The sequence below is a fragment of the Pseudomonas halotolerans genome (assembly GCF_039581215.1).
Lineage (GTDB): Bacteria > Pseudomonadota > Gammaproteobacteria > Pseudomonadales > Pseudomonadaceae > Aquipseudomonas > Aquipseudomonas tehranensis.
In genome coordinates this window covers 183596-199182 of the sequence record NZ_JBCNTJ010000008.1, presented here as the reverse complement: position 1 = coordinate 199182, position 15587 = coordinate 183596, and the positions used below count along the sequence as shown (strand labels likewise).

12 protein-coding genes are annotated in these 15587 nt (G+C 61.1%); 7 read left to right on the top strand and 5 right to left on the bottom strand.

Translation table 11 applies throughout. The features are described from left to right. Window positions 1–21: 21 nt before the first annotated feature. Together AAIS01_RS13730 and AAIS01_RS13725 are read left to right on the top strand one after the other, a co-directional pair. The gene (locus AAIS01_RS13730; RefSeq protein WP_343469401.1) at window positions 22–498 is read left to right on the top strand and encodes an SRPBCC family protein; all 477 of its coding nucleotides are present in this window, start codon (window positions 22–24) and stop codon (window positions 496–498) included. Beyond that, window positions 498–1733 (top strand): RNA polymerase sigma factor, encoded by a 1236-nt coding sequence (locus AAIS01_RS13725; protein ID WP_343469400.1) that lies wholly within the window; start codon window positions 498–500, stop codon window positions 1731–1733. Before AAIS01_RS13730 ends, AAIS01_RS13725 begins: the two co-directional genes overlap by 1 nt. A gap of 869 nt (window positions 1734–2602) precedes the next feature. Here the strand turns inward: AAIS01_RS13725 and AAIS01_RS13720 are convergent. The 4 genes from AAIS01_RS13720 to AAIS01_RS13705 all read right to left on the bottom strand — a co-directional run bounded on the left by AAIS01_RS13720 (window position 2603) and on the right by AAIS01_RS13705 (window position 7944). Then, complete coding sequence (locus AAIS01_RS13720) at window positions 2603–3937, bottom strand: imelysin family protein (protein WP_343469399.1); 1335 nt, start codon at window positions 3935–3937, stop codon at window positions 2603–2605. Window positions 3938–4214: 277 nt separating this feature from the next. Continuing rightward, window positions 4215–6266: a putative bifunctional diguanylate cyclase/phosphodiesterase gene (locus tag AAIS01_RS13715; protein ID WP_343469398.1), complete on the bottom strand. Its 2052-nt coding sequence runs from the start codon at window positions 6264–6266 to the stop codon at window positions 4215–4217. Window positions 6267–6569: 303 nt separating this feature from the next. Continuing rightward, on the bottom strand, window positions 6570–7166 hold the full coding sequence (locus AAIS01_RS13710; protein WP_343469397.1) for a superoxide dismutase: 597 nt from the start codon (window positions 7164–7166) through the stop codon (window positions 6570–6572). Window positions 7167–7341: 175 nt separating this feature from the next. Then, complete coding sequence (locus tag AAIS01_RS13705) at window positions 7342–7944, bottom strand: LysE/ArgO family amino acid transporter (protein ID WP_214916610.1); 603 nt, start codon at window positions 7942–7944, stop codon at window positions 7342–7344. A gap of 95 nt (window positions 7945–8039) precedes the next feature. Between AAIS01_RS13705 and AAIS01_RS13700 the strand changes: the two genes are divergently transcribed. From AAIS01_RS13700 to AAIS01_RS13685, 4 genes are all read left to right on the top strand, one after another. Next, window positions 8040–8933, top strand: a complete 894-nt coding sequence (locus AAIS01_RS13700; RefSeq protein ID WP_343469396.1) for a LysR family transcriptional regulator ArgP — start codon at window positions 8040–8042, stop codon at window positions 8931–8933. Between the two features lie 57 nt (window positions 8934–8990). After that, on the top strand, window positions 8991–9983 hold the full coding sequence (locus tag AAIS01_RS13695) for an NAD-dependent epimerase/dehydratase family protein (protein ID WP_343469395.1): 993 nt from the start codon (window positions 8991–8993) through the stop codon (window positions 9981–9983). Window positions 9984–10091: 108 nt separating this feature from the next. Beyond that, window positions 10092–10970, top strand: a complete 879-nt coding sequence (locus AAIS01_RS13690) for an ATPase (RefSeq protein ID WP_343469394.1) — start codon at window positions 10092–10094, stop codon at window positions 10968–10970. Between the two features lie 155 nt (window positions 10971–11125). Further along, entirely contained in the window at window positions 11126–11968 is an 843-nt protein-coding gene (locus AAIS01_RS13685; protein ID WP_343469393.1) for a cache domain-containing protein, read from the top strand. Window positions 11969–12126: 158 nt separating this feature from the next. Here the strand turns inward: AAIS01_RS13685 and rapA are convergent, their stop codons facing one another. Beyond that, window positions 12127–14973, bottom strand: coding sequence for an RNA polymerase-associated protein RapA (rapA, locus tag AAIS01_RS13680; protein WP_214916598.1), 2847 nt, complete (start codon window positions 14971–14973; stop codon window positions 12127–12129). Window positions 14974–15221: 248 nt separating this feature from the next. Between rapA and AAIS01_RS13675 the strand changes: the two genes are divergently transcribed. Beyond that, window positions 15222–15563: an aspartate-semialdehyde dehydrogenase gene (locus tag AAIS01_RS13675; protein ID WP_092397144.1), complete on the top strand. Its 342-nt coding sequence runs from the start codon at window positions 15222–15224 to the stop codon at window positions 15561–15563. The last annotated feature ends 24 nt before the right edge of the window (window positions 15564–15587 follow it).

Below are 15587 nucleotides of genomic sequence, written 5' to 3'. Positions count from 1 at the left end.
ATCACAAACAGGATTTCATTCATGAACCTCAAACCTGCCTCGTTCGAGTTATCCATCAGTCGGGTGATCGACGCCCCGCGCCGAAAGATCTTCCGCGCCTGGACCGAGCCGGCCCTGCTTGTCCAGTGGTGGGGGCCACATGGCATGACGACGCCGGAGTGCGAAATGGACCTGTGGGTCGGTGGTCAGTTTCGCACCCTGATGCGTGCCCCGGACGGCAGTGAGTATCCGACCATGGGCGTGTTCCTGGAGATCGTCGCCCCGCAGCGGCTGGTGTTCACCGATGCGTTTGTGCCCGGCTGGATCCCCTCCGGCAAAGCCTTCATGACCGGCGAAGTGTTGCTTGAGGAGGTGGGCGATAAAACCCGTTACACCGCCCGCGCCCTGCACTGGAACGAAGAAGACCGCCAGGCCCACGAAGCCATGGGTTTTCACGAAGGTTGGGGCCAGAGCCTGGACCGGCTCGAAGCACTGGTGACCCAGGGCATGCCCGACTGATGTCGGCCGAAGAAGTCAGCGCACGGGTCGAGCAGGTTTATCGGCAAGACTCGCGGCGCATCCTGGCGACGCTGATTCGCCTGCTGGGGGACTTCGACCTTGCTGAAGAGGCCTTGCACGAGGCCTTCTTCATCGCGGTCGAGCGCTGGCAGCGTGACGGTGTGCCGGATAACCCTCGGGCCTGGCTGGTGTCGGCCGGGCGTTTCAAGGCCATCGACAGTTTGCGCAGGCGCGCTCGCTTCGCGGCGTCCCGGCCGATGCTGATTGCCCAGCTCGAAGAACTGGAGCAGAGCGACTGGAGTGATGAGGACGTGGAAGACGATCGCCTGCGGCTGATCTTCACCTGTTGCCACCCGGCCCTGGCGGCTGATGCCCAGGTGCCGCTGACGTTGCGGGAAGTGTGCGACCTGACCACCGAAGAGATCGCCCGGGCTTTTCTCGCCGCCCCGGCGGCCATCGCCCAGCGCATTGTGCGGGCCAAGGCAAAAATTCGCGATGCGAAGATCCCCTACCAGGTGCCGTCCCGTTCGGAACTGCCCGAGCGGCTGGACAGCGTGTTGCGCGTGATCTACCTGGTGTTCAACGAAGGCTATTCGGCCTCAATGGGGGCCGAGGTCACGCGTGAAGATTTGACCCGCGAAGCGATCCGCCTGGCCCGCCTGTTGATGGAGCTGTTGCCTGAAGCCGAAGTCATGGGTTTGCTGGCGTTGATGCTGCTGCACGAGTCGCGGCGGCGAGCGCGAACTTCACCGGGCGGTGAACTGATCCTGCTGGATGAGCAGGACCGCTCCTTGTGGGACGCCGACATGATTGCCGAAGGTTGTGCCCTGGTGGAGGCCGCGCTCAATACCCGACGGTTCGGGCCTTATTGCCTGCAAGCCGCGATTGCGGCGGTGCATGCCGAGGCCGCCACGGCGCAGGAGACCGACTGGCCGCAGATCGTCGGCCTCTATGATGTGCTGTTGCGCGCAGTGCCTTCGCCGGTGATCGAACTCAACCGCGCCGCGGCCCTGGCCAAGCGTGATGGACCGCAAGCGGGCTTGCAGCGGATCGACGCGATTCTGGACCGGGGTGAGTTGCTCGATTATCACCTGGCCCACTCGGCGCGGGCAGAACTCTGCCGGCAGTTGGGACGCGTGGAGGAGGCGAGGGTGGCGTATCGACGCGCGCTTGAATTGACGCAGCAATTGCCGGAGAGGCGGTTTATCGAGGGGCGGCTTGCGGAGTTGCAGTGATGACCACAAGCGATGAAATTTCCTGTGGGAGTTGTGGTGTGCATCGTATTTATGAACACCCAAAACCACTGTGGGAGCGGGCTTGCTCGCGAAGGCGCCGGCACAGTCAACATCGCTGTTGCTTGACCCACCGCCATCGCGAGCAGGCTCGCTCCCACAAGGGAGTTGTGGTGTGCATCGTATTTATGAACACCCGAAACCACTGTGGGAGCGAGCCTGCTCGCGAGGCACAGTCAACATCGCTGTTGCTTGACCCACCGCCATCGCGAGCAAGCCCGCTCCCATAAGGGAGTTGTGGTGTGCATGGTATTTATGAACGCCTGAAACCACTGTGGGAGCGAGCCTGCTCGCGATAGCGGTATGTCAGTCACATTGCTGTTGGCTTATACATCGCCATCGCGGCAAGCCCGCTCCCACAAGGGAGTTGTGGTGTGCATGGTATTTATGAACGCCTGAAACCACTGTGGGAGCGAGCTTGCTCGCGATAGCGGAATGTCAGTCACATTGCTGTTGGCTGATACATCGCTATCGCGGGCAAGCCCGCTCCCACAAGGGAGTTGTGGTGTGCATCGTATTTATGAACACCCGAAACCACTGTGGGAGCGAGCCTGCTCGCGAAGGCGCCGGCACAGTCAACATCGCTGTTGCTTGACCCACCGCCATCGCGAGCAAGCCCGCTCCCATAAGGGAGTTGTGGTGTGCATTGTCTTTATGAACACCCGAAACCACTGTGGGAGCGAGCTTGCTCGCGATAGCGGTATGTCAGTCACATTGCTGTTGGCTGATACATCGCTATCGCGGGCAAGCCCGCTCCCACAGGGCTTTTCGGCTTGGCTGACGGGCGTAACCCGTCAGCCAGCCAGCATTGATCAGAACTCGTGATCAGCGCTGTCCGGGTTCAGGTCGCTGATGCCCAGTTTGCCCGCGGCCTGTTCGATCGCGCCGGTCTGCTTGACCAGTGCGGCGATGGCGTCGCGCACGACCTGATTGCCAGCGGTGTTGCCCGCAGCGATCAGTTGGTCGTAGTGCTCACCCTTGTTGGCGTGATCGACCATGACCTGGATCTTGGCTTCGGTGTCGGCCAGGTCGGCCTTCAGGGCGGTGTCAGCGGCCGGGTCAGCCTTGGCCACCAGGGACGACAGGCTGGCGCCGGTCATCTTGGTGCCGTCGACCCGGGTGTATTCGCCCAGGTAAACGTTGCGTACACCTTTGGCGTCGTAGAAGTGCGAGTTGTGGGTGTTGTCGCTGAAGCAGTCTTGCTCGTCTTCTGGCGAGTTGGCTTCCAGGGACACTTTCATGCGCTCGCCCGCCAGTTCACCCAGGGACAGGCTGCCCATACCGAACAGCATCTTGCGCAGGCCGGTTTCGGCAGGCTCGGCTTCCAGGGTGGCGCGGTAGTTGTCAGCCACGTTTGGCTTCCAGTTGCCGACCATTTCTTCCAGATCGCTGACCAGCAGTTGGGTCACGGCCTTGAGGTAGGCGCGACGACGGTCGTTGTGACCGCCAGTAGCCCCGGCGCCTTCCAGGTAATCGGAGGCCGGACGGTTGCCAGCACCAGGGCCGGTGCCGTTGAGGTCCTGGCCCCACAGCAGGAATTCGATGGCGTGGTAGCCGGTGGCGACGTTGGCCTCGGAACCGCCCAGCTCGTTCAGGCTGGCGAGTTTCTCGGGAGTGATGTCTTTCACGTCGACCTTGTCTTCGCCCACCTGGACTTCGGTATTGGCGATGATATTGGCGGTGGCGCCCGGGTTACCCAATGCGTGCGCATAGGAGGTGTCCACGTAGTCGATCAGGCCCTCATCCAGCGGCCAGGCGTTCAACTGACCTTCCCAGTCGTCGATGATGGTGTTGCCGAAACGGAACACTTCGCTTTGCAGGTAAGGTACGCGCGCGGCAACCCAGGCGGCCTTGGCGGCGTTGAGGGTTTCGTCGTTCGGTTTGGCCAGGAACGCATCGATCGCGGTTTGCAGGGTTTTCGCGGTGGATTCGGCATCGCTGTAGACCGCATGGACGATGTCGGCGTAATGCGCGACAACGGCCTTGGCAGCGGCTTCGTCGATCTTGCCAGCTGCGGCTGGGGCGGCGGTGCTGGCTGCGGGCGTTGGCGTTTGCGGCGCGGCGGCCTTGTCTTTGCCTTCGCCGCAACCGGCGAGGGAAATAGCGATGGCCAGCAAACTGGCGGTAGCCAGAGGCATACGAATCATGGCGAACATCCTGCTTCGGTGATGGATGGGACAGGCGCGAGGTGCGCAAAGCTGCGACATAATGCGAAAGATTTGCATTATGTGTAAAGGGTTGTAGCTGTAAATATTTCTTATTTGCTCACCCACGACCCCAGACTCTGCAGCGTCCGTAGGCGCTGTCGAGTGCAACGAGGCTGCGATCTTTCCCTGACGCTTGAATCTCAAGGCAAAGATCACGATCAAAAGATCGCAGGCTTCGCCAGCTCCTACAGAGGCATGACAACAAGGGGAGAAAGAATCAGAAGATGGAGACTTTGCTGCGCTGCGCCTGCTTCAGATAGAGGCCCAATTCTCGTGCCGGCAGCGGTTTGCTGTAGTAGTACCCCTGACCTTCGTGGCAGCCCTCGGAGATGATGTAGGCTTCCTGCTCGACCGTCTCGACGCCCTCGGCGATCACCTGCATCCCCAGGCTCTTGCCCAACTGGATGATGGCCCGGACGATGGTCGCGTCATCCTCGTCATCGAGCAGGTCCTGGACGAAGCTCTTGTCGATCTTGATCTTGTCCAGCGGCAGGCTTTTGAGATAGCTCAGGGACGAATAGCCGGTCCCGAAATCATCGATGGCGATCAACGCACCGGAGCGGCGCAGGCTGAGCAAGTGCTGGGCGGCGGTGGTAATGTCTTCCATCAAACCGGTTTCCGTGACTTCCAGCTCCAGGCTGCGCGGCGGCAGGCGGTACATCTGCAGCAAGTTGTTCACCACGCGTGGCAGTTCGGCGTGGTGCAATTGCACGGTCGACAGGTTGACTGCCATGCGCAGGTCCACGAAACCCTGGTCATGCCATTCGCGCAACTGCTTGCAGGCCTGGTCCAGCACCCATTCACCGATGGCGATGATGGTGCCGTTCTGCTCGGCCAGGGGAATGAACAGGTCCGGCGGCACGAGGCCGTGTTCAGGGTGATGCCAGCGAATCAGGGCCTCGGTACCGACCACCCGCAGGTCGCGATAGCTGATCTGCGGCTGGTACACCAGGCTGAACTGCTCGAGCAACAGCGCCTCGCGCAGGTCTTTTTCCAGTTCGCGTCGGCGGCGCATTTCACTGTCGACGCTGGCGATGTAGAACTGATAGCGATTGCGCGACCGGGCCTTGGCCAGGGTCATGGTCTGCTCGGCTTTCTGCAACAGCTTCTCGGTGCTGTCGCCGTCTTCCGGGAAGAGGGTGATGCCGATGGTCGCCCGCAGGCGGATTTGCCGATCGTCGAGGACGAACGGTGCCTCCAGGTCATCGAGGATGCTCTGGGCCAACTCGGCGGCTTCGTAAGGTTGTTCGATATCGGCCTGGACCAGGGCAAACTGGTCGCCCCCCAGTCGTGCCAGCGCGCCAAGGCGCCCGCTGTGGGCCCGCAGCCGATCGGCCAGGGCCAGCAGCAACTGGTCGCCGGTTTGATAGCTGAACTGTTCGTTGATGCCCTTGAAATCATCCAGCCCCACACACAGCACGGCCACCCGACGTTGCAAGCGCCCGGCATCCACCAGGATCTTGTCCAGTTGCTGTTGTAGCTGTTGACGATTGGGCAGGCCGGTGAGGAAGTCGTACTGGGCCATGCGCAGCAGGCTGTTTTCTGCTTCGTGGCGCAGGTGCGTATTGCGTTCGATGGATGAGAGCAGCTGGTTGGCGGTATTGATCCATAGGCCCAGCTCGTTTTTCTCGTGGCCCGGCAGTTGAGGAATCTTGTGTTCGCTGGGACGGTCGGGGTTGATTTCGGTCAGGTGCTCGATGATCCGCGACAGCGGCTTGGTCAACAGCCAGTGATAGACCAGGTACAACACCAGGCCCATCGCCAGGGCTCGCAACATGCCCGATATGAAAATGATCACAGCGTTGCCGATGAAGCTCTGGCCGTAGGTGGCGGTATCGAGGGTAATGCTCAGGTCGCCGTAATATTCACTGTAAGGCCCACGCCCCACCAGTTGCGTGGTGAACGTGCGTTCCTGGCCAAGGATCAGGTCGGTCAGCCAGCGGCTTCCAGATTGCTGCAGAGGCCGGGTTTTTTCGGCCAGCATGGTCTCGTGAGGATGACCGATAGAGGCCATGCGCACGGCTTTGTCCTGAAACAGTCCCTCGATCACTTGCATGCCCATTTCCCGGTCCAGGCTGTAGACGGCCTGGGTCGAAGGGTCCCGGAACATATCAAGAATTCGCTGAGCGTCGCTGGCGACCGCATGATCGGTTTTGTAGGCGTCGTACACGATCTGGGCGCAGCTCAATACCACGCCGACGATCAATGCCGAGAGGAGCACGACCCGCAGTAACTTCACAGACAAGCTGTTCTTGAGTTCCAGCTTCAAAGAGGGGGTTCCTTGTTCCGTGCGGGTAGCGTCAAGTTGCCATGAGTATTGGCAATCCTGTGATGTCAGTCAAAGGGACAATCAAACACAAGGGTCTTCGTCTGAAACCTGGCCGTTATACGGCGTTTTCAGAGTTATTGCTCTACGACCATTGTGTCGGATGGAAGGGGCCGCAACTTGAGGCCTGGGTTCTATTTTTGTTGGATTTCAGACACGAGGTATTGGCCTGGAAAGGGTCCGGGACTTTGTGCCGGCTAAAAAAAACCCGGCAACACGCCGGGTTCTTTTGTCTGGCATCACGAATCAAGCGGTGAAGGTCTTGCCTTCGAACTGCTCGGCCACGAACTTCCAGTTGACCAGGTTCCAGAACGCTTCGACGTACTTCGGACGAACGTTGCGGTAGTCGATGTAGTAGGCGTGTTCCCAAACGTCGCAGGTCAGCAGCGGGGTGTCGCCACTGGTCAGCGGGTTGCCGGCGCCGATGGTGCTGGCCAGGGCCAGGGAACCGTCAGCCTTTTTCACCAGCCAGCCCCAACCGGAGCCGAAGGTGCCAACGGACGTCTTGGTGAACTCTTCCTTGAACTTGTCGAACGAACCGAACGCACTGTTGATGGCCTCGGCCAGCGCGCCGGTAGGTTGACCACCGGCGTTTGGCGCCAGGCAGTTCCAGTAGAAGGTGTGGTTCCAGACCTGAGCGGCGTTGTTGAAGATACCGCCCGAGGAAGTCTTGACGATTTCTTCCAGGCTCTTGCCTTCGAACTCGGTGCCAGGTACCAGGTTGTTCAGGTTCACGACGTAGGTGTTGTGGTGCTTGTCGTGGTGGTATTCCAGAGTCTCTTTGGAGATGTGCGGCTGCAGTGCATCGTGTGGATAAGGCAGCGGCGGCAATTCGAAAGCCATGGTGATTCTCCTAATCAGGTCAGTTGCGGTGAGCGCAAGGCCGATCACGGGCGGCCAGACTAGCGCCGGGGAGTTTGTACTCATTGCGGCGCAGGAGTCGGATCATAGCACCGGGGCAACGGCATAACCACGCAACAACTGTGTGGGATAGAGGTTCCAGAGCGGTTTGGAATAATCAGCCGGAGACGATCAACTGTATTGCCACGCTGAACATCATCGTCGCCACCAGCACGTCCAGTACCCGCCAGGTACTCGGTCGGGCCAGCCACGGTGCGAGCCATGCCGCACCGATCGCCAGCGTGAAGAACCACAGCAACGAGGCGCTGGCCGCACCCACGACATAGGCGCCAGGCACGCTTTGCTGGGCACCGAGGGAGCCGATCAGCAGCACGGTGTCCAGGTATACGTGGGGGTTGAGCAGGGTCACCGCCAACGCACTGAGCAGCACCGCCCGTAACGAGCGCACCACCTGCTGTTCATCTTGTTGCAGGCTCTGTTTCGAACAGGCCCGGCGCAACGCCAGGCTGCCATACCAGAGCAGGAACGCGGCGCCGCCCCAGCGGGCTATGGAAAGCAGCAACGGGCTTTGGGCCAGCAGTGTCGCCAGGCCGAATACCCCGGCGGCCACCAGCAGCGCATCGCACGTTACGCACAGGGCCGCGACCGGCAAGTGATGTTCGCGGCGCAGGCTTTGGGCCAGGACAAAGGCGTTCTGAGCGCCGATGGCCATGATCAGCCCGAGGGCCACCAGCAGTCCGTTCATGTAGCTTTGCCACATAAATTACTCCCCGAGTAGGTTTGAATGCTGGCCATTCTCCGGTGCAACGCGCTATAAGAAAAACCAATCTTGCTGATTGCTCATTAGGAAAACTGATGTTCGATTACAAATTGCTTTCTGCTCTGGCCGCAGTGGTCGAACAGGCCGGGTTCGAACGTGCCGCCCAAGTGCTGGGTTTGTCGCAGTCGGCGATTTCCCAGCGCATCAAACTGTTGGAGGCGCGGGTCGGCCAGCCCGTGCTGGTGCGCGTCACGCCGCCGGCACCCACCGAAATCGGTCGCCGCTTGCTCAACCATGTGCAGCAGGTGCGGCTGTTGGAGCGCGACCTGCAAAGCCTGGTGCCCGCGTTGGATGAAGAGGGGCTGCCCGAGCGCCTGCGCATCGCCTTGAACGCCGACAGCCTGGCCACTTGGTGGGCGGGGGCCGTTGCGGACTTCTGCGCCGAACATCATCTGTTGCTCGACTTGGTGGTGGAAGACCAGAACGTCGGCCTCAAGCGCATGCGTGCCGGTGAGGTGGCAGCGTGCGTCTGCGCCAGTGAGCGCCCGGTGGCCGGTGCCCGTAGTGTGTTGTTGGGGGCCATGCGCTACCGGGCGTTGGCCAGCCCGGCGTTCATCGCCAGGCACTTCCCCGATGGGGTGCGCGCCGACCAACTGGCGCGCACGCCGGCGCTGGTGTTCGGCCCGGATGATTTCCTGCAGCATCGCTACCTTGCTTCTCTGGGGGGCGAAGGCGGTTTCGAGCATCATCTTTGCCCGTCGTCCGAAGGTTTCATTCGGCTCACCGAAGCGGGGCTTGGTTGGGGACTGGTGCCGGAGCTGCAAGTGCGCGAGCAACTGGAGCGGGGCGAGCTGGTGGAGTTGCTGGCAGATAAACCGATCGATGTGCCGTTGTACTGGCATCATTGGCGCAATGGTGGACAGTTGCTGGGTTTGTTGACTGAACGATTGATCAAAGCGGCAAGCAGCAAGCTACAAGCGGTCAGTTGAAAGCGATTGGCTCGAAGCGTGTAGCTTGCAGCTCGAAATCTGATTTTAGGAGTCTTCATGAAAATTCTGGTCACCGGCGCAAGCGGCTTCATTGGCGGGCGCTTTGCGCGTTTCGCTCTGGAGCAAGGCCTGGATGTGCGGGTCAACGGTCGCCGGGCCGAGAGCGTTGAGCACCTGGTGCGTCGCGGGGCGCAGTTCATCCAAGGGGATCTGAATGACCCGTTGCTGGCTCGCGACCTGTGCCTGGGTGTTGACAGCGTCGTGCATTGCGCCGGTTCCGTGGGGCTTTGGGGGCGCTATCAGGATTTTCACCAAGGCAACGTCCAGGTCACGGAAAATGTTGTCGAAGCCTGCCTCAAGCAGAAGGTCAGGCGCCTGGTTCATCTGTCATCGCCGTCGATTTACTTCGATGGCCGGGACCATCTGGCCCTGACCGAAGAGCAAGTGCCCAAGCGTTTCAAACATCCCTACGCGGCCACCAAATACCTGGCTGAACAGAAGGTTTTCGGGGCCCAGGAGTTCGGTCTCGAAGTCCTGGCTCTGCGCCCGCGTTTTGTCACCGGCGCGGGTGACATGAGCATTTTCCCCCGGCTGTTGAAAATGCAACGCAAGGGGCGGCTGGCCATTGTCGGCAACGGGTTGAACAAGGTGGACTTCACCAGCGTGCAGAACCTCAACGAAGCGCTGCTCAGCAGTCTGTTGGCTGGCGAATCGGCCCTGGGCAAGGCTTACAACATCAGTAACGGCACGCCGGTGCCGTTGTGGGATGTGGTCAATTATGTGATGCGACAGATGGAAGTCCCACAGGTCCGGCGTTATCGTTCCTACGGGCTGGCCTACAGCATCGCCGCCCTGAATGAAGGCTTCTGCAGGTTGTGGCCGGGTCGTCCCGAACCGACGTTGTCGCGTTTGGGCATGCAGGTCATGAACAAGCATTTCACCCTGGACATCAGCCGGGCCCGGCATTATCTGGATTACGATCCACAGGTCAGTCTGTGGACCGCTCTTGATGAGTTCTGCACCTGGTGGAAAGCCCAGGATGCCCGCTGATCGCCCCGTCATGAACCGAGTGCCCGGTTCGGGGTCAATCGGTGCGGCGGGCGAGGGGGTTATACTCGCCGCATCAAGCCATCACCGGTTTCCCAAAGGTTAAACCCAATGCCCATGCGTAATGATGCCAACGACGACTTCGATGATGTACCGAGCTTGCGGATGCGGGCGGACATTCCCGATGACGATGACTTTCTGCCCAACCGTTCGCCCCATGTGCAAGCACGCCCGGCGCCTGTTGCGGCGGCCAAGGTCAAGGGCCCCAGTACCGGGCCGCTGTGGGCATTGGTTGGTGCGCTGTTGTGTGCGCTTGCCTTTCTGGCGTGGTGGAGCTTCCAGCAGATTTCCTTGATGGAACAGCAACTGGTGGCCACTCAGGAAAGCTTCGCGCGCATCAGTGAGGATGCGGCGGGGCGTCTGCAGGACATTTCGGGCAAGGTTGTAGCCGGTCAGTCCAATGTCATGAGCGACAGTGAAGCCTTGAAGCTGCAGATCAAACAGCTGGAAAACAAGCTTCAGGAGCAGAGCAAGCAATTCGATAACAAGCTGCAGGAGCAGTACAAACAACAGCTGGTCGCGTTCGGGCCGTCCGCCGATCTGGGCAAGGAACTGGCCCAGATCATGGCCCAGACCACTGAACAGCAGAACGCCAACACTCAGCTGCAAGCTTCCAACAAGGCGCTCCAAGCCCAGGTCGAGGCGCTGGCGGCTGAAGTTTCCGCCCTGAAAAACCAGGGCGAAGACGGTGCCCTCGATGCCCGGCTCAAGAGCATCGGTGCCGACATCACCGCTTTGAAAAGAGCCACTTCCAACTCTGCCATCGAGCGCCTGGAACAGGACATGATCGTGCTCAAGAGCCAACAGGACAACGGTGGCACCAACACTGCCGAGTTCGACGCCTTCCGCGGCCAGGTCACCCGCAATATCAACACATTGCAGGCGCAGATCCAGAACTTGCAGCAGCAACTCCGCGCTGGGGGGCAATGAACTGACGGCGGTCCACGATTTTTCGCGGCCGCCGCAAATCCCTCGGTTGGACTCATTGTCTGGGGAAAGATCGCAGCCTCGTTGCACTCGTCAGCTCCTACATCACCCCATGCCGTCTACGCTCTTGAAACACCAACAAGAACGAGGACGCGCGTATGGGTTTTTTTCACAAGATTGCCTGGCTGGGCGCAATGCTGATGCTGGGGGTGGCACAGGTGCTGGCGGCCACTCCGGATGACGGCCAGGCGGCCCGAGCACTGCTGGAAAAGGCCCTGGCCTATTACCACGACAAGGGTGACAAGGCGTTTGCCGCGTTCAGCCGCCAAGGGGAGTTCGTCGACAAGGATCGCTACGTTTTCGTGGTGGATACCCAAGGTGTGATGCTCGCCAGCGGCGGTCCTTCTTCGGCGCTGATCGGGCGAGACGTTTCAGAGGTCCTGGGACCGGACTTGCGCAAAGCCTTCAAGGACGCCTTGAAAACGCCCGAGGCCAGTGGCATCCAACAGGCCGAGTATCGCTGGCGGAACTGGGCTGACGGCAAGGTCGAGCGCAAGCATGTGTATTTCCAGCGCGTCGGCGAGCGAATCCTGGCCGTCGGCTACTACCTGCCACGGGCTTCCGCCGAGCAGGCCCGCGCGCTGTTGGACAAGGCTTCGAGCGACCTGATGCAAAACGAAAAACCCACGCTGATGGCGATCAACTCCCTCAAGGGCGGTTACCTGCAGGATGACCTGTATGTCTTTGTCGTCGACCTCAATACCCGGCGCTATGTCGGCCACGGCACCAACCTGCGGTTGATCAATACCGATTTCACCAGGGTCAAGGACCCGGATGGCAAACCGGTGGGCGAGCCGATACTGGCGCTGATCGAGAAACAGGACGAGGGAGAGTACGAGTACCGCTGGAAGAACCCGGTGACCGACAAGGTCGAGGACAAGCACGCGTACCTGAAGAAAGTCGGGCATTTCCTGGTGGCGGTGGGGTATTACAGTCCTTGAAGCGAGGCGCTGGATATCGTGGCGAGGGAGCTTGCTCCCGCTGGACCGGGCTGGCGCTCCAGTGCGCAGCGCCCCCCAAAAAAGGGGCCGCTTCGCAGCCCAGCGGGAGCAAGCTCCCTCGCCACAGTTGAATCCAGACAGCCTTCAGGGAGTGGCAATCAGCCCGCCACCAATACGCGAATGGCCTCCAGGCGCAGCGCCGCTTTCTCAAGCATCGCCAAACCTTGCTCACGCTGTTGGCGCAGAGCCACCAGTTCGCTGTCGCGTACCGTCGGGTTGACCGCTTGCAGGGCGGTCAGGCGCGCCAGTTCTTCGTCGGTATCGGCGGCCAGGCGACGCTGGGCTTCGGCCACGCGTTCGGCGTGACGCGGGGCGATCTTCTCTTCACCGGCGTTGATCCGTGGCGAGAGCTGGTCACGCTGGGCCTGGATGAACTTGTTGGCGCTGGCCCGGGGCACGCTTTCCAATTGATCGTTCAACGTCTCGAACGACACGCGGGCCGCGAGGTCGTTGCCGTTGGCGTCCAGCAGGCAGCGCAGGGCGGCCGGCGGCAGGTAACGGCCCAATTGCAGGGAGCGCGGGGCAACCACTTCACTGACGTAGAGCAGTTCCAGCAACACGGTGCCGGGCTTGAGGGCTTTGTTCTTGATCAGCGCTACGGCGGTATTGCCCATGGAACCGGACAGCACCAGGTCCATGCCGCCTTGCACCATCGGGTGCTCCCAGGTAATGAACTGCATGTCTTCGCGAGACAGCGCCTGGTTGCGGTCGTAGGTGATGGTCACGCCTTCGTCGTCGCCCAGCGGGAAGCTGGCGTCGAGCATTTTTTCGCTCGGCTTGAGGATCAGCGCGTTGTCCGAATGGTCCTCGCTGTCGATGCCGAACGCATCGAACAGCGTTTCCATGTAGATCGGCAGGGCGAACTGGTCGTCTTGTTCGAGAATGGCTTCCACCAGTGCGTCGCCTTCACCGGCGCCGCCGGAGTTGAGCTCCAGCAGACGGTCGCGACCGGTGTGCAACTCGGCCTCCAGACGTTCGCGTTCGGCGCGGGCTTCGTCGATCAACGCTTGCCACTGGCCGTCATCGGCCTCTTCCAGCAAGGGCAGCAGGCGCGGGCCGAATTGATGCTGCAAGGCGTTACCGGTCGGGCAGGTATTGAGGAACGCGTTCAGGGCCTCGTGATACCACTGGAACAGCCGCGCTTGCGGGCTGGTCTCCAGATACGGCGCATGCAACTCAATGGTGTGCTTCTGGCCGATCCGGTCCAGACGGCCAATACGCTGCTCCAGCAGGTCTGGGTGCGACGGCAGGTCGAACAACACCAAATGGTGGGCGAACTGGAAGTTGCGGCCTTCGCTGCCGATTTCCGAGCAGATCAGCACTTGGGCACCGAACTCTTCGTCGGCGAAGTAAGCCGCCGCGCGGTCGCGCTCCAGGATGTTCATGCCTTCATGGAACACCGTCGCCGGGATGCCGGAACGCACGCGCAGGGCATCTTCCAGGTCCATGGCGGTCTCGGCGTGGGCGCAGATCACCAGCACTTTGGTGCGCTTGAGCATCTTCAGCGTGTCGATCAGCCACTCGACCCGCGGGTCGAAACGCCACCAGCGCTGTTCTTCGCTGGCGTCCGGCTGAGCCTGGAAGCTGACTTCCGGGTACAGCTCGGCGTGATCGCCCAAGGGCAGTTCGAGGTACTCATCCGGGCATGGCAGCGGATAGGCGTGCAGCTTGCGCTCAGGGAAACCCTGCACGGCGGCGCGCGTATTGCGAAACAGCACGCGGCCGGTGCCATGACGGTCCAGCAGCTCACGGACCAGACGGGCGCTGGCTTCGACATCGCCATCATTGACGGCGGTCAGGAGCGCTTCGCCTTCGTTCCCCAGGAAACCGTGAATGGTCTTGTGCGCCTCGGGCGAGAGACGGCCCTTGTCCAGCAGCTCCTGCACGGCCTCGGCCACCGGGCGATAGTTTTCGCTCTCGGCGCGAAAGGCCTTGAGGTCATGGAAGCGGTTCGGGTCCAGCAGGCGCAGACGGGCGAAGTGGCTGTCCTGGCCCAACTGTTCCGGGGTCGCGGTCAGCAGCAGCACGCCGGGTATTGTCTCGGCAAGCTGTTCGACCAGGGCGTAATGCGGACTGACCTGATCTTCGTGCCAGACGAGGTGGTGGGCTTCGTCGACCACCATCAGGTCCCAGCCGGCGGCAAACAGCGCGTCCTGGGCCTTCTCATCGTCCACCAGCCACTCCAGCGCCACCAGGGCCAGTTGGGTGTCTTCGAACGGGTTGCTGGCATCGCTTTCGATGAAGCGTTCTTCGTCGAACAAGGCGACCTGCAGGTTGAAGCGCCGGCGCATTTCCACCAGCCATTGGTGCTGAAGGTTTTCCGGGACCAGGATCAACACGCGGCTGGCGCGGCCGGAGAGCAGTTGACGGTGGATGATCAGACCGGCTTCGATGGTCTTGCCCAGGCCCACTTCGTCCGCCAGCAATACCCGCGGCGCAATGCGGTCGGCCACTTCACGGGCGATGTGCAATTGGTGGGCGATGGGCTGGGCACGTACGCCGCCCAGGCCCCAGAGCGGGGATTGCAGTTGGCGGCTGGTGTGTTCCAGGGTGTGGTAGCGCAGGGAGAACCATGCCAGCGGGTCGATCTGGCCGGCGAACAGACGGTCGCTGGCCAGGCGGAACTGGATAAAGTTCGACAGCTGGGTTTCCGGCAGGGTGACCACTTCGTTCTGCCCATTGAGGCCGTGGTAGACCAGCAGGCCGTCGACATCGTCGACTTCACGCACGGTCATTTTCCAGCCTTCGAAGTGAGTGATCACATCGCCCGGCGAAAACCGCACGCGGGTGAGGGGCGCATTCCGTAGCGCGTACTGGCGAGTGTCGCCAGTGGCCGGATAGAGCACGGTCAACAAGCGGCCGTCCTGTGCCAGAACGGTGCCTAAACCCAGCTCGGCTTCGCTGTCACTGATCCAGCGTTGCCCCGGTTGATACTGCTGCGCCATGCTGCCTGACTCCCGCCTTGAAAAAGCCGGTTATCTTAACGGAATGATCCCTCAGACCAAAGGATTTACGTAGACATCGGCTCGCCATGAGCATGGATTACTTACCGGCGGTGCGGAACTTAAGTGTGCTAAGTGATCAAACAAGCTCGGCCCGGCCTATTGTGATAATGCCAACCGGGTCACAAGTTTCAGACCAGCGGTTCAAGCTGTTCCTCGCTCAGCCGACAACCTGAAGACAGGAGACCTTTATGTTGCCACCCATGCTCCCTTTGAGCGCTGTCCCCATCACCGCTCAACAGGATCCGGTCCGCCAGCGACCGGACATACCGCCCGTGGTCCCGGTGCAGCAAAGCTCCAATGAAAGCACCATCGACCTGAAAAATCGCGACCCGGAGGAGGCTGCGCTGTTGCTGCGCGAGGAGCAACAGCGCCAGCAGGAACGCCACAAGCGCCGCCGCGAAGCCGACGAAGATCCTGAAGCGCACCTGGCCGTACCGGGTACTGAACTGAACGCCGATAACACCGTGCCTGTGGTGCCGCTGATAGAGGGAGAGGAGCGTCAGGGCTTGTGGGTCGATATTCAGGTCTGATCCAGGCTTTGCCGACACCTGCAG